Origin of the sequence: Pseudomonas sp. 43NM1 (genome assembly GCF_002836905.1) — a bacterium.
Taxonomy (GTDB): Bacteria; Pseudomonadota; Gammaproteobacteria; order Pseudomonadales; family Pseudomonadaceae; genus Aquipseudomonas; species Aquipseudomonas prosekii.
The window spans coordinates 1-21881 of sequence record NZ_MKGS01000157.1 but is presented as its reverse complement, the minus strand read 5'-3'; the positions used below and the strand labels follow the sequence as shown (position 1 = coordinate 21881).

General features: G+C 60.8%; 17 protein-coding genes. 5 read left to right on the top strand and 12 right to left on the bottom strand.

Features of this window, described 5'->3' with window-relative positions:
- Positions 1-102: 102 nt before the first annotated feature.
- The 11 genes from BI292_RS18575 to BI292_RS18520 form a co-directional block, all read right to left on the bottom strand.
- On the bottom strand, positions 103-747 hold the full coding sequence (locus tag BI292_RS18575; protein ID WP_092275030.1) for a methionine ABC transporter permease: 645 nt from the start codon (positions 745-747) through the stop codon (positions 103-105).
- Positions 737-1858 carry a methionine ABC transporter ATP-binding protein gene (locus BI292_RS18570; protein ID WP_101208731.1) on the bottom strand — a complete coding sequence of 374 codons (1122 nt, stop codon included), beginning with the start codon at positions 1856-1858 and terminating at the stop codon, positions 737-739. The genes BI292_RS18575 and BI292_RS18570 overlap by 11 nt, the downstream gene beginning before the upstream one ends.
- A gap of 2 nt (positions 1859-1860) precedes the next feature.
- Positions 1861-2670: a MetQ/NlpA family ABC transporter substrate-binding protein gene (locus BI292_RS18565; RefSeq protein WP_092275024.1), complete on the bottom strand. Its 810-nt coding sequence runs from the start codon at positions 2668-2670 to the stop codon at positions 1861-1863.
- A 184-nt stretch (positions 2671-2854) separates the two neighbouring features.
- Positions 2855-4213: an LLM class flavin-dependent oxidoreductase gene (locus tag BI292_RS18555; RefSeq protein ID WP_101208730.1), complete on the bottom strand. Its 1359-nt coding sequence runs from the start codon at positions 4211-4213 to the stop codon at positions 2855-2857.
- Positions 4213-5406 (bottom strand): SfnB family sulfur acquisition oxidoreductase, encoded by a 1194-nt coding sequence (locus tag BI292_RS18550; RefSeq protein WP_101208729.1) that lies wholly within the window; start codon positions 5404-5406, stop codon positions 4213-4215. The genes BI292_RS18555 and BI292_RS18550 overlap by 1 nt, the downstream gene beginning before the upstream one ends.
- A 34-nt stretch (positions 5407-5440) precedes the next feature.
- Positions 5441-6682, bottom strand: a complete 1242-nt coding sequence (locus BI292_RS18545; RefSeq protein WP_101208728.1) for an SfnB family sulfur acquisition oxidoreductase — start codon at positions 6680-6682, stop codon at positions 5441-5443.
- A 513-nt stretch (positions 6683-7195) separates the two neighbouring features.
- Positions 7196-7960, bottom strand: a complete 765-nt coding sequence (locus BI292_RS18540) for a hypothetical protein (RefSeq protein ID WP_101208727.1) — start codon at positions 7958-7960, stop codon at positions 7196-7198.
- 498 nt (positions 7961-8458) lie between these two features.
- Positions 8459-9214 carry an L-cystine ABC transporter ATP-binding protein TcyN gene (gene tcyN / locus BI292_RS18535; protein ID WP_101208726.1) on the bottom strand — a complete coding sequence of 252 codons (756 nt, stop codon included), beginning with the start codon at positions 9212-9214 and terminating at the stop codon, positions 8459-8461.
- A 4-nt stretch (positions 9215-9218) separates the two neighbouring features.
- Positions 9219-9884, bottom strand: coding sequence for a cystine ABC transporter permease (gene tcyL / locus BI292_RS18530; RefSeq protein ID WP_092275008.1), 666 nt, complete (start codon positions 9882-9884; stop codon positions 9219-9221).
- Positions 9884-10684 (bottom strand): cystine ABC transporter substrate-binding protein, encoded by an 801-nt coding sequence (gene tcyJ, locus BI292_RS18525; RefSeq protein ID WP_092275005.1) that lies wholly within the window; start codon positions 10682-10684, stop codon positions 9884-9886. The genes tcyL and tcyJ overlap by 1 nt, the downstream gene beginning before the upstream one ends.
- Positions 10685-11055: 371 nt before the next feature.
- Positions 11056-12048, bottom strand: coding sequence for a D-cysteine desulfhydrase (locus BI292_RS18520; protein WP_101208725.1), 993 nt, complete (start codon positions 12046-12048; stop codon positions 11056-11058).
- A 191-nt stretch (positions 12049-12239) separates the two neighbouring features.
- Between BI292_RS18520 and epsC the strand changes: the two genes are divergently transcribed.
- A complete protein-coding gene (gene epsC / locus BI292_RS18515) occupies positions 12240-13178 on the top strand; it encodes a serine O-acetyltransferase EpsC (RefSeq protein WP_101208724.1) in 939 nt (312 codons plus the stop codon).
- A gap of 418 nt (positions 13179-13596) precedes the next feature.
- Entirely contained in the window at positions 13597-15552 is a 1956-nt protein-coding gene (gene betT / locus BI292_RS18510) for a choline transporter BetT (protein ID WP_178076597.1), read from the top strand.
- A 274-nt stretch (positions 15553-15826) separates the two neighbouring features.
- Here the strand turns inward: betT and BI292_RS18505 are convergent, their stop codons facing one another.
- Positions 15827-16867, bottom strand: coding sequence for a LacI family DNA-binding transcriptional regulator (locus tag BI292_RS18505; protein WP_101208722.1), 1041 nt, complete (start codon positions 16865-16867; stop codon positions 15827-15829).
- A gap of 207 nt (positions 16868-17074) precedes the next feature.
- Between BI292_RS18505 and BI292_RS18500 the strand changes: the two genes are divergently transcribed.
- The 3 genes from BI292_RS18500 (at position 17075) to mgrA (ending at position 21795) form a co-directional block, all read left to right on the top strand.
- Positions 17075-19321, top strand: coding sequence for a TonB-dependent receptor (locus BI292_RS18500; RefSeq protein WP_101208721.1), 2247 nt, complete (start codon positions 17075-17077; stop codon positions 19319-19321).
- Between the two features lies 1 nt (position 19322).
- Positions 19323-20642 carry an LLM class flavin-dependent oxidoreductase gene (locus BI292_RS18495; protein WP_101208720.1) on the top strand — a complete coding sequence of 440 codons (1320 nt, stop codon included), beginning with the start codon at positions 19323-19325 and terminating at the stop codon, positions 20640-20642.
- 115 nt (positions 20643-20757) lie between these two features.
- Positions 20758-21795, top strand: a complete 1038-nt coding sequence (gene mgrA / locus BI292_RS18490) for an L-glyceraldehyde 3-phosphate reductase (RefSeq protein WP_092274984.1) — start codon at positions 20758-20760, stop codon at positions 21793-21795.
- The last annotated feature ends 86 nt before the right edge of the window (positions 21796-21881 follow it).

The following is a 21881-nucleotide window of genomic DNA, read 5'->3' as shown; positions in this document are numbered from 1 at the left end:
CGCGAAGCGCCCCCCAACATCCAATGAGGTGTGTCAGTTGAATAAGGTCGTCCATTTGGCGACTGCTGTGCAGCCGAACGGGGGCAAGCCCCCTCGCCACAATCAGCGTTTATTCAGGCCTTTCGCCAAGCGATCCCCGCCGAGCTGAATAATCGCCACCAACACCACCAGCAGCACAATCACCGTCAGCATGATCTGGCTGTCAAAACGCTGATAACCGTAGCGATAGGCAATGTCCCCCAGCCCGCCAGCGCCAATCGCCCCAGCCATGGCCGAGGAGTTGATCATCGTCACCAGCGTAATGGTGAAACCGCCAACAATCCCCGGCAGCGCTTCGGGCAACAGCACGTGCCAGACGATGTGCCAGCGGCGGCAACCCATGGCTTGCGCAGCCTCGACCAAACCGTGATCGACTTCGCGCAAGCTGACTTCGGCGATGCGCGCAAAAAACGGCGTGGCGGCAATGGTCAGCGGCACCACGGCGGCCCAGACGCCGTACGTGGTGCCGACGATCAGCCGGGTGAACGGAATCAGCGCGACCATCAGAATCAGGAACGGAATCGAGCGAAACAGGTTCACGAACGCGCCCAGCACGCGGTTCAGCGTCGGTGCTTCGTAGATGCCGCCCCTGGAGCTGGTGACCAGAATCACCGCCATCGGAATTCCCGCCAGCAGCGCAATCAACGACGACACGCCGACCATCAGGAAGGTGTCGATAAAACCTTGCAGCAAGCGATCAAACCACATAACCGACGACCTCCACGTGCTGCGCCCACTGACTGGCGCGCTGGCGTAATTGCTCGGCGCTGGCCGACGCGCCTGTCACCGCCAGCAGCAATTGCCCCAGCGCATGTCCCTGAATTCGCTCGACGCCCCCCTGCAGCAACCGCACGCGGCCACCGAGCGCGCCGAACAGCGCCGCCAGGTCCGGTTCATCGGTGGCGCTGCCGGTGAATTGCACACGCAACACCAGCGCCGCGTCCGCAGACTGCGGTTGCGCGCTCAAACGGCTTTGCAACTCTTCCGGCAGCGCGTGTTGCAGCGGCGCGAGCAAGGTCTTGCTGACTTCGTGCTGCGGGTTGCCGAAAACCTCCCACACCGGGCCTTGCTCGACGACGCGGCCATGTTCCAGGACGACGACGCGGTCGCAGATATCGCGGATCACCGCCATTTCGTGGGTAATCAGCACGATGGTCAAACCGAGGCGCTGATTGATCTCGCGCAGCAGCCCGAGGATCGATTGGGTGGTCTCCGGGTCGAGCGCCGAAGTCGCCTCGTCGCACAGCAGAATCTGCGGGTCGTGCACTAACGCGCGGGCGATGCCGACACGTTGTTTCTGCCCGCCGGACAGCTGCGCCGGGTAAGCCTTGTGTTTCTCTTGCAGGCCGACCAGTTCGAGCAACTCACGGACTTTCTTTCCGCGTTGATCCTTGGGCACACCGGCCACTTTCAGCGGCAACTCGACGTTCTGCCAAACGGTCTTGGCCGACATCAGGTTGAAGTGCTGGAAGATCATGCCGATGCGCCGACGCAGCGCGACCAGGCGGTCTTCGTCGAAGTCGCCGATGTCGATTTGATCGATCAACACGCGGCCGCTGCTCGGTTGCTCCAGCCGATTGATCGTGCGAATCAGCGACGACTTGCCAGCGCCGCTGCGGCCGATAATGCCGAACACTTCACCGCGCTGGATCGCCAGGTCGATGCCGTGCAACGCCGCCACCGGACCTTGCTTGCCGTTGTAGGTTTTGCCCAGGCCGATGAAGCGCACGTGGGCACTATTGAGGTCCGGGTACAGTTCGGTCTGTTGAGCTTTCTGAGGCTCTGGAATACCCAGTCGCCGTTGGATCGCGGCCGTCATGCTCAGCTTTCCCAGCCGGCTTGATAGAGCTTGCCGTGCGCCTTGTCGAGCGCGGCGCGGACGGCCGGCGAATGCTGGTAAATATCGACAAATTTGATCAGGCGCGGGTCGGTTTTGCTGTTCGGCTGGATCACGAACTGGATCACGTACTCCTTGTGATCGAGGCCATCGAACAGCAGCGCCGAACCGGCATCGAAGGTCTTCGCCAGGCGAATGTAGGCCGGGTAACCCTGAACCAGATCAGCGTCGTCGTAGGCGCGCACCAGTTGCACGGCTTCGACCTGGAGGATTTTGATTTTCTTCGGGTTGGCGATGATGTCTTCTTCGGTGGCTTTGTAGCCGACGCCCGGTTTCAGCGTGATCAAACCGGCCTTGGCCAGCAGCTGCAAACCGCGACCGCTGTTGATCGGGTCGTTGGCGATGGCGACGCTGGCGCCTTCCGGCAGCTCGTCGAAGCTTTTGTATTTTTTCGAATAGAGGCCGACGTTGTTGATGATCCCCGGGGCGAACGGCACCAGGTCAAACCCGGCAGCGGTTTTCGCATTTTCCAGGAACGGGATGTGCTGGAAGTAGTTCACGTCGATGTCACCGGCAGCGAGGCTGACGTTCGGCGCGATCCAGTCGGTGAACTCGACCAGCTCGACTTTCAGGCCTTGTTTGGAAGCCTCTTCGACAGCGGCTTCCAGCGGAATGGCGAACGCAGCGGTGGTGCCGACTTTCAGCGGCGCTTCGGCGGCGAACGTGATGGAACTGAAGAGGCCGAGGGCCAGGGCCAGTGCTTTGACTGGGTGGGAGAGGTAGTGCTTGGTCATGATGGTTATTCCAGTCAATTGTTTAATGTGTGAAGGCATCTTTGTGGCGCGGCGCTTGTGTGGCGAGGGGGCTTGTCCCCGTTGGGCTGCGAAGCGGCCCCCAAACCATTCAATAAGGGAAACCGGTGCACAGGTTTTGCGACTGCTTCGCAGCCGAACGGGGGCAAGCCCCCTCGCCACAGGGTTAGCGGCGGAACGCGGCGCCAGTGTGTTGCTGCGGCAGATGCGCTTCACCGTGAAACAGCTTCTCGCGCAGGCTGCCGCTGTCGTAGGCGGTTTTGTACGAGCCACGACGCTGCAACTCGGGGATCACCAGATCAATGAAATCGACATAGCTTTCCGGCGTGACAATCCGCGTCAGGTTGAAGCCGTCCAGGCCGGTTTCGGCGATCCACGATTCCAGCTCATCCGCGACTTGCTCAGGCGAGCCGACCACGGTGATGTAGCGGCCACCGAGGGCGTGTTGCTCAAGTAATTTGCGCCGGGTCCAGTCGTTGTTTTGCAGATTCTTGGTCGCCGACTGAATCGCGTTGCTCTTCACGTACTGGATCGGTTCGTCGATTTCGTACTCGGAAAAATCGATGCCGGTCGATGCCGAAAAATGCGCCACGCCGGCCTCGGCACTGGCGTAGCTCAGGTACTCGGCGTGCTTCTTCCAGGCCAGTTCTTCGCTGGCGCCGACGATCACGTTCAACCCCATGAACACCTTGACGTCCTCGGGATTGCGCCCGGCCTCGACCGCGCTGGCGCGGACCTTGTCCACCTGCACCTTGGTCGACGGTTTGTTCTGGCCGCTGATGAATACGCACTCGGCATGGCGCCCGGCGAACAGCAAACCGCGCTCCGAACTGCCGGCCTGAAACAACACCGGCGTGCGCTGCGGTGACGGTTCGCAGAGGTGATATCCCTCGACCTGATAGAACTCGCCTTTGTGCTCGACCTTGTGCACTTTCTCCGGTTGCGCATAGATCCGCTGCTTGGGATCGTTGAGCACTGCGTCGTTTTCCCAACTGCCTTCCCAGAGTTTGTAGAGCACTTGCAGGTATTCGTCGGCCTGATCGTAGCGGCGGTCGTGTTCGACCTGTTCGCTCAAACCCATGGCTTTGGCGGCGCTGTCGAGATAACCGGTAACGATGTTCCAGCCGACCCGTCCACGGCTCAAATGGTCCAGCGTCGACATGCGTCGGGCGAACAGATACGGCGGTTCGTAAGTCAGGTTGGCGGTGAGGCCGAAACCGAGATTTCGGGTGACGGCGGCCATCGCCGACACCAGCAGCAGCGGGTCGTTGACCGGCAGCTGGATCGACTCCTTCAACGGCACGTCCACCGAGTTTTGATAGACGTCGTACACGCCGACGATGTCGGCGATAAACAACCCGTCGAACAGTCCGCGCTCGAGCAACTGCGCCAGTTCGGTCCAGTATTCGAGAGTCTTGTATTGGGTCGAGGTGTCGCGTGGATGCGTCCACAAGCCGTGGTTGATATGGCCGACGCAGTTCATGTTGAACGCGTTGAGCAGGATCTTCTTTTTCGCCTCGGCCATCAGATAGTCCCCCGCAGCGGCGGGTTTTCATCGTTGAGGTAGTAATTGCCCACCGCGTGATACTTCCAGCGCACCGGGTCGTGCAGCGTGTGCACCCGCGCGTTGCGCCAGTGGCGGTCGAGGCCATGCTCGATCAACGTTGCCTGGCTGCCGGCCAGTTCGAACAAAGTGCTGCCGGCCGCGAGGGAGATTTCGGTGCTGATCGCGCGGGCCTCGGCGACTGCAATCGAGGCGGCGGCTACGGTTTGCGCGTTCGGGTTGGCTTGCGCCTGGTCGAGGAATTCACCCGAGCGTTCGAGCAAAGCTTCGGTGGCGTGCAGACGAATGCTCAAGTGGCCGAAGCTCTTGATCGTCAGCGGATCATCGATGGCTTTTTCGTGGGTGGCGTCGATCCACGGCCGGGTTTTGGTGCGCACAAAGTGCAGCGCATCTTCATACGCGGCGCGGGCGATGCCGGTGTCGATGGCCGCATGAAGGATCTGCGCCAACGGGCCGACGGTGGTCGGGCGTTCGAACGCGCTTTGAAATGGGATCACGTCTTCAGCGGCGACGTAGACGTCTTCGAACACCACCGAACCGCTGCCGGTGGTGCGCTGGCCGAAGCCGCTCCAGTCGTCGATCACGGTCAGGCCCTGGCTGTCGCGCGGCACGAACGCCAATTGCTGCACGCCGTTTTCATCCACCACCGAAGTGGGGATTCGCTGCGCGTAGATCGCGCCGGTGGCGTAGAACTTGCGGCCGTTGATGCGATAGCCGTCACCGTCGCGTTTGAGGCTGGTGACGCGGTCGTGCGCGGTTTTGGTCCCGAGTTCGGCGAGCGCATTGCCGAAGCGCTGGCCGGCCAATACTTCGGCGTACAGGCGTTTTTTCTGCTCTTCGCTGCCGTTTACGCGCAGCACTTCGAGGGCATAGAAATGGTTCTGCGGGATCTGTCCGAGCGAGCCGTCGGCCTGGGCAATCAGCGCGATGACCTTGGCCAGCGTGACGTTGGAAACCCCGGCGCCGCCGTACTGTTTGGGCACGCTGATGCCCCACAGGCCCGAGCGTGAAAACACTTCGAGTTCGGGGTGCGGCAAGCGGCGCTCGCGGTCGCGCAGGGCGCTGTCGCGTTTGAAATCGTCGGCCAGATCGCTGGCGACAATCAGGGCTTGCTCATCGCTGGTTATGACCGCGACGTGGTGAGAAAGGGGCATGTGTTTCTCCAGAGGTCTGGTTAAAAGTGTCTGGTCAAATCCAGGAATGGCGAGCCGGCAACGTGCCGTTGAGGTGGTAGCTGCCGACCGCGTGATATTTCCAGCGCACCGGATCGTGCAGGGTGTGCACGCGGGCGTTGCGCCAGTGGCGGTCGAGGTTGAATTCGGCGAGGGTGGCGCGGCTGCCGGCGAGTTCGAAAAGCTTTTCGCTGGCGAGCAGGGAGATTTCGGTGGTCAGCACTTTGGCTTCGGCCACGGCAATCGAGGCGCGCGCGGCGGACTCGGCGGTGAGCGGCGCGGCGTTGACCTGATCGAGCACTTGCCCGGCCTTGCGCAGCAGCGCTTCGGCGGCGTGCAGCTCGATTTTCAGTTTGCCGATGTCGGCGATCACGTAGAGGTCATCGCTGGCGCGTTCGACTTTTGCATCGATCCAGGGCCGCGCGCGGGTTTTGACGAATTCGATGGCGTCATCGATAGCGCCGCGAGCGATCCCGGCATCGATCGCCGCTTGAATCAATTGCGACACCGCGCCTTGGGTATTCGGGCTGTCGTTGATCTTCCAGTTATCCACAACGAGCTCGGCATCGACCCGCACGTTGTTGAGCAAAATGGTGCCGCTGGCGGTGGTGCGCTGGCCGAATCCGGACCAGTCATCGACGATGCGCAGGCCCGGCGTGCCACGCCGGACGAAGGCCAATACTTGCTTGCCGTCGTCGTTCAACGCCTTGACCGCGACCCAGTGCGCGAACAGTGCGCCGGTGGAGTAAAACTTCTGCCCGTTGATCACGTAGCCGTCACCGTCCGCGGTGATTCGGGCCTTGAGTTCAAGGGTGTTTTTGGTGCCGCGTTCAGGCCCGGCATTGCCGATGCGCCAGCCTTCAAGCACGCTTTTGAACAGCTGCTTTTTCTGCGCCTCGGTGGCGCTGCCGAGCACCAGATTGATAATGCCGAACTGGTTTTGCGGGATCTGCCCGAGGGCTGGATCGGCGGCGGAAATGATCGCGAACACCTCGGCGATGGTGACGAACGAAACCTGTGGCCCACCGTACTCGCGCGGGATGGCAATGCTGCCGAGGCCGCTGCGGGTGAACTGTTCGATTTCCGACCACGGCAACTTGCGCTGCTTGTCGCGTTTGGCCGCTTGCAGGCGGGCGACGTTCGCCAGCTCGTGGGCAGCCTTGATGGCTTGCGCGTCGTTGCGCAAAACCTGCGCGGGCAACAACAGGGGGGCGATGTCCAGATCACTCTGAACGATTGCATCTGCCAGACTGGACATCAGTGCCGCTCCTTGGCTGCACGCAATGCCCTGGCGATCTGCACTGGGGTGATTGTGTTCCGGACCATACCTACCTCACATCTCATGAAAAACGCCGCAAGGGTGGCGGCGAGCGAATAACAAGAATGTCCGGTGGTCCGGTGCATATACCCTAATCGCGTATAAAAAATTAATAAACTAACTTTTGGGAATATGCATAGAAGGGCGTATGTCCGCGGAGCAACAGTTGTTTGTGGGGCAACAGTCGGACTCCCTGCAGGAGTGAGAATGCTGTGGCAAGGGGCTGTGGCGATGGGGCTTCTGTGGCGAGGTGCTGTGGTGAGGGGGCTTGCTGTGGCGAGGGGGCTTGCCCCCGTTCGACTGCGCAGCAGGCGAGAACCAGGCTAATCGCAATTGCCGATAAGGGGCGCTTCGCACCCCAACGGGGGCAAGCCCCCTCGCCACAGAAGCTCATCAGCCACAGGAGCTCATCACTCACAGAAGCTCATCACCCACAGGGTTTCGGTGATGGTTTTACTGTTTGCGGTTTTCGGCGGCTTTGAGTTGTTCTCGCAGCGGCACTTTCAGATATGGATTGGCGCAGCCGATTTTCAGCGTCCGTGGCGGTGCCCAGCGCGAGTTGTTGCCAACGCGGTCGAGGATGCAATAAGTCACTTCCAGACGCAGGTCTTCGCCGGCCTCAAGGATGATCGCCGGCGGCACCCAGACCTGGATCGGCTCGCCGATATCGCCAGCCTTGAGCCTGGGCAAATCCATGCGCACATCGCCCCAGCGCAGCGTGATCTCATCATCGATGGCCATGTTCAAATACGGTTCGATGGTCAGCGGCACGCCGCGTTTGATCTGGTTGGGGTTCACGCCGTGGCGGCGGATGGTCTCGGGCAGGCTCACCGGCGCGAGGCTCTGGTTCTCGTCGCCACACAGCGCCGGCGCCTGGCCGCCCGGGCAATCGAGTTTGATCCGGACCAAGGTCGTCGGCGACAGCGCCGGGTCTTGTCCGACCTGCATCACGCGGTAGCGAATCTGCGCAATGCCGTTGCTGACGAAGCTCTCCGGCACGCGTAGCTGCAAGGCTTGGGCTACATCGCCAGCGATCACCGTGGTGCAAGCGACATAGCAGTCGTCCCAGTACAACTCGATCAGGTCGCCAGCCTCCATGCCGGAGTAGGGCGCGACGTCGATCAGCAGGTGCGCGGCGGCAGCGTTGTTGATGCCGCTCTTGTGCGATTGCGCCAGGGTCGGGGCCGCAAGTTCGGATATGTTCGAGGTACTGGTCATGGTGCTCTCCTTGAGGTCTTGCAGCGAAGTCCGTTTCTGGAAGATCAATCAGCGTGAATTACGGCGCAACAAAGTTGGTTGTAAATGTCGAATGGTTAAAGGTTGATTAGTTGCGATTGGCATTGGCTGGCGACTAGATAAGAGTGCGCCTGATTAACTGTCAATAGAGTTGATTAGTTGGTGGATCAATTTTCGGTTAATCAGAAATGTCCTACACGGTGAAGTTAAGAATCCTCAGCGCGGCGTCGAATAATCTGCATTTATTCACTGAAATAGGCCTCGCGCACGGCGAAGCACACGCGGGGCTGATCTACGCACCCGTCCGACTTTAAGCTGAATAAATTTATTGCAGGACATATATATGTACCGCACGTGCAGGCGCGAAGTTATATAGCTTGGCTTCGAGATAAGTCGAAGGTGTCGAGAAGTTGGCAATTTGCGTGGGGAGGGTGAATGCAACTTCCATCCATGGAAGTTAACAATCGGTATGGCGGGGTTTTAATGCTGGGTATTATTCAGAAACTTGCTGAGAAACTGCTTGGTTCGTTCTTCTTGCGGATTGGCAAACAATGCCTTGGCTTCACCTTGTTCAACAATCACACCCTTGTCGAAAAACACCACACGGTTCGCCACATCACGGGCAAAACCCATTTCGTGGGTGACGATGACCATAGTGCGATTCTCTTCGGCGAGGCTGCGAATGGTCGACAACACTTCGCCGACCAGTTCCGGATCGAGCGCCGAGGTGGGCTCATCGAACAGGATCACTTCCGGCTCCATCGCCAACGCTCGGGCAATCGCTACGCGCTGTTGCTGACCACCGGAAAGGCGTCGCGGGTAAGCGTCTTCCTTGCCCGCCAGACCAACCCTGGCCAGAAGCTTTTTGCCCAGGGCAATCGCTTCGGCCTGGGGCATTTTCTTCACCACGATCGGGCCTTCGATGACATTTTCCAACGCCGTGCGATGCGGGAACAGGTTGAAGTTCTGGAAGACGAAACCGACGTGCTGGCGCAAACGCCGCACCAGGCTTTGCTGCTGGTTCAGCGGGCGGCTGCCATCGATCTCGATGTCGCCGACCTTGATCCGGCCGCTGGTGGGTTCTTCGAGGAAATTCAGGCAACGCAGGAACGTGGTTTTACCCGAGCCGCTGGGGCCGATAATCGCCACGACCTCGCCTTCCTTCACTTGCAGATCGATGCCGTTGAGCACCACTTGACCCTTGAACTGCTTTGTCAGTTTTTCCACGACAATCATGGGGTCAGGACTCCTGGTCGTGCCGATTGACCCGTGCTTCCAACTGGTTTTGCAGGTGCGAAAGCACCGTGGCAAGGATCCAGTAGATCAGCGCGGCGGCCAGATACATGGTGAAGATTTCGAAAGTGCGGGCGGTGATCAGTTGCGCCTGACGGAACAGCTCCGGCACCTGAATAGTGGCAGCCAGCGCGGTGTCCTTGACCAGCGAAATGAAGCTGTTGCCCAGTGGCGGCAGCGCCGTGCGCATCGCTTGCGGAATGATCGCCCGGCGCAAGGTCTGCGCGCGGGTCATGCCGATACTGGCGGCGGCTTCCCACTGGCCGCGCTCGATGGAGCTGATCGCGGCACGGAGGATTTCGCAGGCGTAGGCGGCCATGTTCAGCGAGAAGCCGATCAGGGCGGCCGGCAGCGGATCAAGTTCGAGGCCCAATTGCGGCAAGCCGTAATAGATCACGAACAGTTGCACGAGCAACGGCGTGCCGCGAAAGAACGACACGTAGATGCGAGCAATCCAGCTCACCAGTTTGAAGCGCGACAAGCGCATCAACGCCAGGCCGAAGCCCATCACCAGGCCGAAAAACATCCCGCCCAGGCTGAGGATCACCGTGTAATACGCGCCCTTCAGCAGGAAGGGCGCGGAGTCCAGTGCGAGTTGGAAAGCGTCGCCCATTACTTGGTGACGTCAGCGCTGAAGTATTTTTCCGAAAGCTTGGACAACGTACCGTCGGCACGCAGCTTGTCGATGGCTTTGTTGATCGCGGCCAGCAACTCAGGCTCGCCTTTGCGCAGGGCGACACCGGCTTCCTGACGGGAGAACGCTTCGCCGGCGGCGGTGGTGTCCTTGGCTTTCTTCGCATATTCGAGGGCGGCGAGACGGTCGATCAGGATGGCGTCGATGCGGCCGACACGCAGGTCCTGGAACTTGGTTGGATCGTCTTCGTAAGTGCGCACGTCAGCGGTCGGGACGTTCTTCTTGACCCACTCTTCGTAGTTGGTGCCCAGGCCTACGCCGACTTTCTTGCCACCCAGGTCGGCGGCGGACTTGATGTTGAGGTCCGCAGCTTTCTTGGTCAGCACCAGCGCCTGAATCCCGGAAACGGTGTACGGCTCGGAGAAGTCATACTTCTTCTTGCGCTCTTCGGAGATGGTCACCTGGTTGATCACGGCATCCAGACGCTTGGATTCCAGCGCCGCGAGGATGCCTTCCCATTTGGTTGGTTGCAGTTTGACCTTCACGCCCAACTCTTTGGCCAGAGCTTCGGAGAATTCGACTTCGAAGCCGGCCAGTTTGCCGTCGGCGTCGACGAAACTGAACGGTGGATAAGTGCCTTCCAGGCCGACGTTGATCACGCCAGCGTCTTTGATTTTTTGCAGTTGCTCACCGGCAACCGCTTGCCCCATCAGGCCGGCGCTGAGTGCCAGGCCCAGCGAACCTACCAGCAGATTTCGACGTAGTGCGGAAAAATTCATGACAAGCCCCTGTTTTTTTGAAAGACGTTTTTTTATGAAAGACGGTTTCTTGTGAACGATGCTATTGGCAATGTTGGCAAAATCGGGATTTGGACGACTGCGATATCCTGCCCTAAAGCAGCTTATGCGTCTGCGCCAAATTCGCCTGCGGCGCGACTATATGACGATGCTGTTAGATAGGAAAATACTAAATAACAATTCTGTTATTCCTTTAAAGAATAAATGCATAGCGTGATGACCTGTGGCGAGGGGGCTTGCCCCCGTTCGGCTGCGCAGCAGTCGTAATCTTTACAAGAACTGGGCGCCGCTACGCGACGCAACGGGGGCAAGCCCCCTCGCCACAGGACGCCCCTAGCCACGGGGGTGTTCGTTTACAGGAAGTCTTTATAGGCAAACAACGCCGGGGCGCCGCCGGTGTGCAGGAAGATGATCGGGCCGTCGTCAAAACGTCCGCGACCAATGCCGTCAAGCAGCCCGGCCATCGCTTTGCCGGTGTATACCGGGTCCAGCAACAAGCCTTCCTGACTTGCCAGTAACTTGACCGCAGACAACGTCCCGGCGTTCGGTTCGCCGTAACGCGGGCCGAAATATTCGTCCCACAATTCAACTTTGAAACTCGCCGGCAGGCTCACACCCAGCAACTCCGCGGTGCGCTCGGCCAGGCCCTGAACCTTCGGCCGCTGATCTTCGTCGCTGCGCGAAACCGTCACGCCAATCACTGGCAAATCCGGCAAAACTTCATTCAACGCCAGCGCCAGACCGCTGTGAGTGCCAGCACTGCCCGAGGCCAGTACGACGGCGGCGAATTGCAAGCCGCTGTCCTTGATCTGCTCGGCCAGCTCCAGGCCGGCGCGCACGTAACCGAGCGCGCCCAACGCGTTGGAGCCACCAATCGGCACCACGTACGGATGTTTACCGCTGTTGCGCAGCCGATCAGCCAAGGCCTGCAATTGCTCGTCGGCGTTGTCGAGGTTCTCGACCAATTCGACTTTGGCGTCGAACAAATCCAGCAATAGCCGATTGCCGTTGCCGACATAGTTGGCGTCGTCCGTGCCCAGCGGGTTTTCCAGCAGCGCCACGCAACCCAGGCCCAACTTGGCGGCAATCGCCGCAGTCTGGCGCACGTGGTTGGATTGCAGCGCGCCAGCGGTAATCAGCGTGTCCGCGCCCTGCGCCAGCGCATCGGCGGCGAGGTATTCGAGCTTGCGCAGCTTGTTGCCACCCATCGCCAGCGGCGTCAGGTCATCGCGTTTGACGTAGACATCGCGGCCCAGCCAGGTCGACAGACGTTCGAGTTTTTCCAGCGCGGTAGGGTGGCCGAGCAGGTCGAGGCGGTTGAAGCGGGCGAGCGAATTTTTGATCATGGGTCCGTACTGGCGCATGAGAATCACAGGACTATAGGCACGCCCATTTATTCGGGCAACCGCCAGTCGCTTATATCCATCAGTTCTGATGACAGCACAATTGGTTCTTAATTCGCCCTCCGGACGTTGCCGTAAAGTGATCGCCGTCAGTGCGGCCAGACAGTCCGGCCGCCCGTGAGGAGTTTTCTACCGTGAGCGAGCGTTCCAGCCATTGGCAATTGCACACCATCGTCAGCCAACTGCGCACGGCGCGGGATCAGTGGCGCAGCCAGAACGGTCGCGTCAGTGGCGAGCAGGGTGGCCGCGAGTTGCCGTCCCGCGCGGCGATGGCGGAGATTCTTGAAGCCTTGTGCGGCGCGCTGTTCCCGATGCGTCTGGGGCCGGTGGACTTGCGCGAAGAGAGCGAAGATTTCTACGTCGGCCACACGCTGGATGTCGCGTTGAATGCGTTGCTGGCGCAGGCGCGGCTCGAACTGCGCTACGCCGCGCGCCACAGTGCGGCAATTGATCACCAGCACGACACTGAGCTCGAAGCCAGGACCATTTCGATCATTCAGGATTTTGCCCTCGCGTTGCCGGGGCTGCGCAGCCTGCTCGACACCGATGTGCTGGCGGCCTATCACGGCGACCCGGCGGCGCGCAGTGTCGATGAAGTGTTGCTGTGCTATCCGGGGATTCTCGCGGTGATTCACCACCGCCTCGCCCATCACCTGTACCGCGCCGGTTTGCCGCTGCTGGCGCGGATCAGCGCGGAGATCGCGCACTCGGCCACCGGCATCGATATTCATCCGGGCGCACAGATCGGCCGCAGTTTTTTTATCGATCACGGCACGGGCGTGGTGATCGGCGAGACCGCGATCATCGGCGAGCGCGTGCGGATTTATCAGGCTGTGACTTTGGGCGCCAAGCGTTTCCCGGCGGACGAGGACGGCCAGTTGCAGAAGGGCCATCCGCGCCATCCGATTGTCGAGGACGATGTAGTGATCTACGCCGGCGCGACGATTCTGGGGCGCATCACCATCGGCAAGGGTTCGACGATTGGCGGCAACGTGTGGCTGACCCGCAGCGTGCCGGCGGGGTGCAACCTGACGCAGGCGAACTTGCAGCATGATGACGGGACGCAGAAGTAGGGCCTGAATCTCGATTGGCTGAGCCGGCCTCTTCGCGGGCAAGCCTCGCTCCTACAGGTTTTGCGCCATTTTCAGGTCGGCGCAGGGACATGTAGGCGCGAGGCTTGCCCGCGAATGGCTTCAAGCCGGGCCGCAATAATGGCATTTAGCTCACTGAGCACTGAACGAATCCACCAAACCCCACGTCATACGCATCCTTGAGCTAGCGTAGTCAGGCGACCGCCGAGCCCTGCGATTAGTCCCCGGCGCCCGATTCATGTTTAACTTGAACGCTCATTCAAGTTAAACCGCCGGTTTGCTGCCCGCTCACAACAGGAGGCTTGCCCTTGCCGAGTCCGTTATTGATTGCCCGGTTCCACCCCTTTGAGGCGCACGTTTCATGAGTGCTCCGACTGCCCCACCAAGCGGCCAAGTCCGCATGAACCCGCCAGTGTTCTACTTCGCTGCGGGTTTTATTCTGTTATTCGGCATCATCGTCATCGCCATGCCCGCGCAGGCCGGTGCCTGGCTGCTCGAAGCGCAAAACTGGGCGGCCAACACGGTCGGCTGGTATTACATGCTCGCGATGACGCTTTATCTGGTCTTCGTGGTGGTCACCGCGTTATCTGGCTACGGCAAGATCAAACTCGGTGCCGACCACGACGAACCCGAATTCAGTTATCTGTCCTGGGCCGGCATGCTGTTCGCCGCCGGCATCAGCATCACGCTGTTCTTTTTCTGCGTGTCCGAACCACTGACGCATTTGGCGCAACCGCCGCAAGGCACCGCCGGTACGCCGGATGCGGCGCGCCAAGCGATGCAGATTCTGTTTCTGCACTGGGGCCTGCATGGCTGGGGCGTGTTCGCGTTCGTCGGCATGGCGCTGGCCTACTTCGCGTATCGGCACAACTTGCCGCTTGCTCTGCGTTCGGCGCTGTACCCGCTGATCGGCAAGCGCATCAACGGCCCGATCGGCTACGCGGTGGACGGCTTCGGCATCATCGCCACGGTGTTCGGCCTCGGCGCCGACATGGGTTTCGGCGTGTTGCACCTGAACTCGGGCCTCGACTACCTGTTCGGCATCGCGCACACGCAGTGGATTCAGGTCGGCCTGATCACGCTGATGATGGGCGCGGCGATCATTGTCGCGGTGTCCGGCGTCGATAAAGGCGTGCGGGTGATGTCCGACATCAACATGCTGCTCGCCTGCGCTCTTCTGCTGTTCGTGTTGTTCGCAGGTCCCACCCAGCACTTGCTCAACACTTTGATCCAGAACATCGGCGACTACCTCGGCGCGTTGCCGATGAAGAGTTTCGACCTCTACGCTTACGACAAACCGAGCGACTGGCTGGGTGGCTGGACGGTGTTCTACTGGGCCTGGTGGATTGCATGGTCGCCGTTCGTGGGCCTGTTCATCGCGCGAATTTCCCGTGGCCGGACCATCCGCGAATTCGTCTTCGGCGTGCTGTTGATTCCGCTTGGTTTCACCCTCGCGTGGATGTCGATTTTCGGCAACAGCGCCATCGATCAAGTGCTCAACCACGGCATGACCGCGCTGGGTATGTCGGCGGTCGATAACCCGTCGATGACCCTGTACTTGCTGCTGGAAACCTACCCGTGGAGCAAAACGGTAATCGCGGTCACGGTGTTTATCAGCTTCGTGTTCTTCGTCACCTCTGCCGATTCGGGCACCGTGGTGCTGTCGACCCTGTCCGCCAAGGGGGGCAACCCGGATGAAGACGGGCCGAAATGGCTGCGGGTGTTCTGGGGCGCGATGACCGCTTTGGTCACCAGCGCGCTGCTGTTCTCCGGCAGCATCGATGCACTGAAATCCGCGGTGGTGCTGACCTCGTTGCCGTTCTCGATGATCTTGCTGCTGATGATGTGGGGGCTGCACAAGGCGTTCTATCTGGAGTCGCAGAAGCAGATTGCGCAGATGCATTCGCTGGCGCCGGTCTCCGGTTCGCGCCGTGGCGGTTGGCGTCAACGCTTGACTCAGGCGGTGCATTTCCCGTCGCGCGATGAGGTTTACCGCTTCCTCGATACGACGGTGCGCCCGGCGATTGAAGAAGTGAGCGCCGTGTTCGTCGAGAAAGGGTTGAAGGTGGTCACTCAGCCGGACCCGGCCAACGACAACGTCAGCCTGGAAATCGGTCACGGCGAGGAGCATCCGTTTATCTATCAGGTGCAGATGCGTGGTTACTTCACGCCATCCTTCGCGCGTGGCGGCATGGGTTCCAAACAACTCAACAACCGCCGCTACTACCGCGCCGAAGTGCATTTGAGCGAGGGCAGTCAGGACTACGATCTGGTCGGCTACACCAAGGACCAGATCATCAACGACATCCTCGACCAGTACGAACGGCACATGCAGTTCTTGCACCTGGTTCGCTGATCAGCCGCCGGTGGCGCCCAGGTTTTGCTCAGCACCCTGAACAAAACCAGCGCCGCCACCGGCACACGCAGGAGCGAGCCTGCGGTTTCCCATCATCAAACCTCACGCTGACGATCAATCCGCATGGCGGCAGCGCTACACGGATTATCGGCCTGACGCCGCTCCCTGTAGGAGCGAGGCTTGCCCGCGAAGGCGTCATGTCATCCAGCAGAAATGTTGTCTGGCCGGTCGCTTTCGCGGGCACGCCTTGCTTCCCGCAGACGTGGACAGTGGGTCAGGCGCTTTCGCGTTCGATCACTTGGCATTCCAGCAGGTTCAGTCGTTGGACTTCGTCCTCCACCGCTAACACCCCCAGGCTTTGCAGCACGCGGGTGGCGGCGAGGACGCCGATTTCCAGTGCCGGGGGTTTGATTGTGCTGAGGCTCGGCAGGAGCATTTCGGCGAAGGGGTAATCGCCGAAGCCGAGCACGGCGCAGTCTTCGGGGATGTTCAGTCCGGCGCGCTGCCCGGCGAGCAATCCGCCGGCAGCCAGGTTGTCGTTGGCGAAGATGATCGCGTCGGGGCGCGGCGAGGTGTTCATCAGCGCTTGCATGGCCTGTTTGCCAGCCTCGAACGGCGCTCGATCAACATCCGGCGCGAACACCCACGGCACCAGCCCCAACTGAGCAACTGTCGCGGCGTAACCGTCACGGCGCTCCAGCGCGCTGAAGTCGCCCGGCGCGCTGTTCTGCACAAACGCGATGCGCCGATAACCTTTGCCATGCAGATATCGCGCAGCGGCCACGCCGACTTCAAAATGCGAAAACCCGATCTGCAAAGGCTCACGCTCAGGCTGGTAATCCCAGGTTTCGATCACCGGAATGTCCGCTTCGGCGATCATTTTTTCCGTGCCGGCGCTGTGAAAATGACTGGTCAGCACCAACGCCGCCGGCGCCCAGCCGAGGAACGCGCGCACCGCATTTTCTTCCTGCTCGGCGCTGAAATAACTCGAGGCCAATAACAACTGATATCCGTGCTGGCTCAGCGTGTCGCTGAAGCCCTGGATCGTGTTGGCGAAGATCGGCCCGGAGATGTTCGGAATGACCATGCCGACAATCTTCCCGCGTGCCGACGCCAGCCCGCCGGCCACCAGATTGGGCACGTAACCCAACTCCGCAACCACCGCCGCAATGCGCTCGCGACGCTCCGGCGATACCTGCTCCGGCTGATTGAAATAGCGCGACACGGTGATCGCCGAAACCCCGGCCTCACGCGCCACCGTATTGAGCGTGACGCGACCGGCGCCACGGCGTTTGCGAGGCTTGTCTGCACTCAACGGGCGATTCCTCTTAAAAACCAAAAAGCATATAAAAGTAATTTTTCAGTATTGGACGGTCTATGGCTGGCTTGCCGATACTGGCGATGTTAGCGCTAACAAAACGTTCTGTCTGCTACTCGCTCGAGCGAATGCCCAAGACACATTCACCGTCGCTGCCTCACAGAAAGGGCAGTGGTTCAGGGCACATTTTCGAGCGGGCAGACCATGCACAGCATTCCTGGGGAAATACAAAAACTGGCGCGATCGATTCGTGCTGCCACGCCACGCCGAGCGCATTTGGGCTGGTTGCTCGCCGGATTGAGCGCGCTGCCCAGCGCAGGCGCGTTTGCTGTCGAGACTGCGGATCAGGAACCAACGCTCAAGTCCGTCACAGTCACCGCTACCCGCCGCGAAGAGTCATTGCAGAAAGTCCCGGTGGCGGTCTCGGTGCTCGATGGCGAACAGCTCGAACGCGACAATCGCAACGGCGTCGCGAGCATCGTCCAGCAAGTGCCTTCGCTGAATTTCCGCACTGGCGCGTCGAACAAAGACACCTCACTGTTCGTGCGTGGCGTCGGCACCATTTCCACCTCGCCGGGCGTCGAACCGACCGTGGCCACAGTCATCGACGGCGTGGTGTATGCGCGTCCGGGGCAAGCGACGCTGGACCTGCTCGACCTCGAACGCATCGAAGTGCTGCGCGGTCCGCAAGGCACGCTGTTCGGCAAGAATGCTTCGGCCGGCGTGCTCAATATCACCAGCAAAGCGCCGAGCGCCGAGACTCACGGTTTCATCGATCAGTCGTACTACAGCGGCAACGAAAGCCGCACCCGTTTCGGCCTCGGCGGCAGCCTGATTCCGGACACGTTGAAGGGCTCGATCAGCACGTTGTTCGGCAGCTACGACGGCAACGTCGACAACCAGCACAACGGCCAGGAGGTCAACGGCTACAACCACCGAGGCGCGCGCGGCAAACTCGAGTTCACGTCGAATGACGAGGTCAAATTCACCGTCATCGCCGACTACATGCAGTCCCACGACGACGGCCCGAACGGCGTCGTCAGCAAGTCCCTGGCCCCGGCGTTCAGCAATGCGCTGAGCCCGGTGCGGCCGTCCAGCGACAATCGCGACATCAACACCGACACCCGCAGCCACGTCGAAGACGTCAACAAAGGCCTGTCCGGCCAGCTCGACTGGAACCTCGGCGATTACACCCTGACTTCGATCACCGCGTGGCGCGGCTGGGACAACACGCAGTATCAGGATGGCGACCGTCTCGGCAGCGTGACCGCAGCGTTTCCCGGCACCGCCGACAAGGGCGACCTGGCGTTCGATCAATACTCGCAAGAGCTGCGCCTGGCATCGCCCAAAGGCGAGTTTCTCGAATACGTCGGCGGCCTGTTCTACATGCACGGCAAGGACTACGAGACCTATCAGCGCACCTTGACCACCCCCACCAGCCTCAACCGTGGCGTCGCCGATTACAGCACCACCAGCGACAGCTACGCGGTGTTTGGCGAAAGCACACTGAACTTCACTTCGAATTTTCGCGGCATCGCCGGCCTGCGCTGGACCCACGACGATCTGGAATACGATCACCGCCGCGTTTCCACCACCGCCACCACCGTCAGCGGCATTCAACCGGCCACTAGCAGCTCGGGATCGGTGGACGAGGATGGCTGGTCCGGACGCCTCGGCGTGCAGTACGACTTGAGCGATACGGTGACCACCTACCTGACCTATTCGCGCGGCTACAAAGGCCCGGCGTACAACGTGTTTTTCAACATGCAGCCGCGCGACACCGAGGCGCTGAAACCGGAAACCTCCAACACCTGGGAGGCCGGAATCAAGGCCACCGCGTGGAACCATCGGCTGACCACCAACCTCGCGGTTTTCCACAGCGATTACGACAACTATCAAGCGAACTTCTTCGACACCGTCGCCGGCCAAGTGGTGACGCGGCTGATCAACGCCGGCAGCGTCAGCACCGAAGGCGTCGAGCTCGATTACGCACTGCAAGCAACCCAGCAATTGAAATTCTCCGGCGCGCTGGCCTACACCCGCGCGCGCATCGACGAATTCGCCTGCCCGGCGGGTGCAGCGGCTTCGTGCAACGTCAACGGCAAGCCACTGCCGTTCAGCCCGGACTGGAAAAGCTACGTGCGCGCCGACTACACGATCCCGCTGGATAACGGCCTCGATGTCGAATTCGGCACCGACTACAGCTGGCAGAGCGAAGTGCAGTACGACATCAGCCAGAACGCCGATACCAAGCAGGGCGCCTACGGCTTATGGAACGCTAGCGTCGCCCTGGCCGACTACAGCAATGGCTGGCGCGTCGCGCTGCTCGGCAAGAACCTCGCCGACAAGTCCTACTCGCCGCTGCTGGCGAGCGGTGGCAACTACATCTACCGCGCCGTGCCACGCGACGACGAGCGCTACTTCGGCGTGCAATTGCGCAAGGATTTCTGACATGCCTCGACAGCTCAAACTCGGCGCTTTCCTGATGGCCACCGGGCACCACGTCGCCGCATGGCGTCACCCCGACGTGCCGGCCGACGCCGGACTCGACTTCGCGCATTACAAACACCTGGCGCAGATCGCCGAAGCGGCGAAGTTTGACGCGTTGTTCATCGCCGACAGCCTCGCGGCGCCCATCGGCGAAATTGCCAGCCGCATGGCGCGCTCAGAGCACTTTGAACCCCTGACTTTGCTCTCGGCATTGAGCGTTGTTACAGAGCGCATCGGGCTGATTGCCACTGCCACAACCAGCTATAACGAGCCGTACCACGTAGCACGAAAGTTCGCCTCTTTGGAGCATCTTTCGGGTGGGCGCTCGGGGTGGAATCTGGTCACTTCCGACAATGCAGCCGAAGCGCAAAACTTCGGTCGCAACCAGCATATCGGCCACGCCGACCGCTACAGCCGGGCGCGGGAGTTCCATCAGGTGGTCACGGATTTATGGGACAGTTGGGAGGATGACGCTTTCGTACGGGACAAGCTCAGCGGTACGTACTACCAACCGGAAAAAGTACACGTGCATGATCATGCCGGTGAGCACTTTCGGGTCAAGGGACCGCTGAACGTCGCGCGTTCGCCGCAGGGGCAACCGGTGGTTGTCCAGGCCGGTTCTTCAGAGTCGGGGCGTGAACTGGCGGCGGAAACGGCTGAAGTGGTGTTCACCGCGCAGACATCCTTGGCTGGCGCCCGGGCATTTTATGCCGACCTCAAGGGACGCCTGGGCCGTTACGGGCGCAGCGCCGATTCGCTGAAAATCATGCCGGGGGTTTTTGTCGTGGTCGGGCGCACGGAGCGCGAAGCCCAGGAGAAATATGAAACGTTTCAGCAATTAGTCGAACCCGAGGTTGGCGTCGCATTACTTGGGCGTATGCTGGGCAACTTCGATTTGTCGAAGTATCCGTTGCACGGGCCGTTGCCGGAGTTGCCGCTGACCGAGAGCGGTCAGCAAAGCCGTCAGGCACTGCTGACCGAACTGGCGGGGCGGGAAAACCTCAGCCTCGCCGAACTGGGCCGCAAGATCGCCGGTGGCCGTGGGCATTACAGCGTGATCGGGACGGCGCAACAGATTGCCGACCGCTTGCAGGAATGGTTCGAGCACGGCGCGGCCGATGGCTTCAATGTGCTGGTGCCGCATCTGCCGGGCGGTCTGGAGGATTTTGCCAGTGAGGTGGTTCCGGAACTGCAACGGCGTGGGTTGTTCAGAACAGAGTACGAGGGCCGGACCTTGCGCGAGAACCTCGGATTGCCAAGGCCCGGGAACAGATTTGTGTAGCGCCTCTGTGGGAGCAAGGCTTGCCCGCGATGGCGATTTCAAGTCCGCTATCGCGAGCAAGCTTTGCTCCTACAGCTCCTACAGATTCCAGCTAAAACAGACAAGAGAGGATTCGATGACTTACACCGCTGCCGAAAACCGCTATGACTCCATCCCTTACCGCCGCGTTGGCCGCAGCGGTCTGGTGCTGCCGGCACTGTCGCTGGGGCTGTGGCACAACTTCGGCGACAGCACGCCGATCGACACCCAGCGCTCGTTGCTGCGCACCGCGTTCGACCTGGGCATCAACCACTTCGACCTCGCCAACAATTACGGCCCGCCGTACGGCAGCGCCGAAACCAATTTCGGCCGTTTGCTGCGCGAAGACTTCAAGCAGTATCGCGACGAACTGATCATCTCCAGCAAGGCCGGTTGGGACATGTGGCCAGGCCCGTACGGGCAGGGCGGCGGTTCGCGCAAATACGTGCTCGCCAGCCTCGACCAGAGCCTGCAACGCCTGGGCCTCGACTACGTCGACATCTTCTATTCGCACCGCTTCGACCCGGACACCCCGCTGGAAGAAACCGCCAGTGCCCTCGCCACTGCCGTGCAGCAGGGCAAGGCGTTGTACATCGGTATCTCGTCCTATTCCGGGGTGAAAACCCGCGAAATGGCCGCGCTGCTGCAAGAGTGGAAAGTGCCGCTGTTGATCCATCAACCGGCGTACAACCTGCTCAATCGCTGGGTCGAAAAAGACTTGCTGGATGTCACCGACGAACTCGGCACCGGGGTGATTGCCTTCACGCCGTTGGCTCAAGGGTTGTTGACCGACAAATACCTGAACGGCATTCCGAAGGACGCGCGGGTCAACCGTCCGGGCGGCGGTTCGCTGCAGGAATCGCACTTGTCCGAAGCCAACATCGCGCACGTGCGCGGGCTCAACGAGATCGCCAAGCGCCGTGGTCAGAGCCTTGCGCAATTGGCACTGGCCTGGACCCTGCGCGACCCGCGCGTGACCTCGGCACTGATCGGCGCGAGCCGCCCGGAGCAGATCATCGAAAACGTCGGCGCGTTGAAGAATCTGAGCTTCAGCGCGGAAGAACTGGCGGAGATCGACCGATTTGCCCAAGAGGGCGGGATCAACCTTTGGGAGAAGCCTTCGACGGCTGAGTGATGCTTGGATTGGGGTGGGTCAGTTAGATCCACCCCTCACCCCAGCCCTCTCCCCAAGGGGGAGAGGGGAAAGGGAGCCGATCTTTA

Coding starts and splice junctions, on each gene's coding strand:
- betT (WP_178076597.1), top strand. CDS start 13,597: ATGAACCCGCCAGTGTTCTACTTCGCTGCGGGTTTTATTCTGTTATTC.
- BI292_RS18550 (WP_101208729.1), bottom strand. CDS start 5,406: ATGCCCCTTTCTCACCACGTCGCGGTCATAACCAGCGATGAGCAAGCC.
- mgrA (WP_092274984.1), top strand. CDS start 20,758: ATGACTTACACCGCTGCCGAAAACCGCTATGACTCCATCCCTTACCGC.
- BI292_RS18495 (WP_101208720.1), top strand. CDS start 19,323: ATGCCTCGACAGCTCAAACTCGGCGCTTTCCTGATGGCCACCGGGCAC.
- BI292_RS18570 (WP_101208731.1), bottom strand. CDS start 1,858: ATGACGGCCGCGATCCAACGGCGACTGGGTATTCCAGAGCCTCAGAAA.
- BI292_RS18575 (WP_092275030.1), bottom strand. CDS start 747: ATGTGGTTTGATCGCTTGCTGCAAGGTTTTATCGACACCTTCCTGATG.
- BI292_RS18520 (WP_101208725.1), bottom strand. CDS start 12,048: ATGATCAAAAATTCGCTCGCCCGCTTCAACCGCCTCGACCTGCTCGGC.
- BI292_RS18555 (WP_101208730.1), bottom strand. CDS start 4,213: ATGGCCGAGGCGAAAAAGAAGATCCTGCTCAACGCGTTCAACATGAAC.
- BI292_RS18540 (WP_101208727.1), bottom strand. CDS start 7,960: ATGACCAGTACCTCGAACATATCCGAACTTGCGGCCCCGACCCTGGCG.
- tcyJ (WP_092275005.1), bottom strand. CDS start 10,684: ATGAATTTTTCCGCACTACGTCGAAATCTGCTGGTAGGTTCGCTGGGC.
- BI292_RS18500 (WP_101208721.1), top strand. CDS start 17,075: ATGCACAGCATTCCTGGGGAAATACAAAAACTGGCGCGATCGATTCGT.
- tcyN (WP_101208726.1), bottom strand. CDS start 9,214: ATGATTGTCGTGGAAAAACTGACAAAGCAGTTCAAGGGTCAAGTGGTG.
- tcyL (WP_092275008.1), bottom strand. CDS start 9,884: ATGGGCGACGCTTTCCAACTCGCACTGGACTCCGCGCCCTTCCTGCTG.
- BI292_RS18565 (WP_092275024.1), bottom strand. CDS start 2,670: ATGACCAAGCACTACCTCTCCCACCCAGTCAAAGCACTGGCCCTGGCC.
- BI292_RS18545 (WP_101208728.1), bottom strand. CDS start 6,682: ATGTCCAGTCTGGCAGATGCAATCGTTCAGAGTGATCTGGACATCGCC.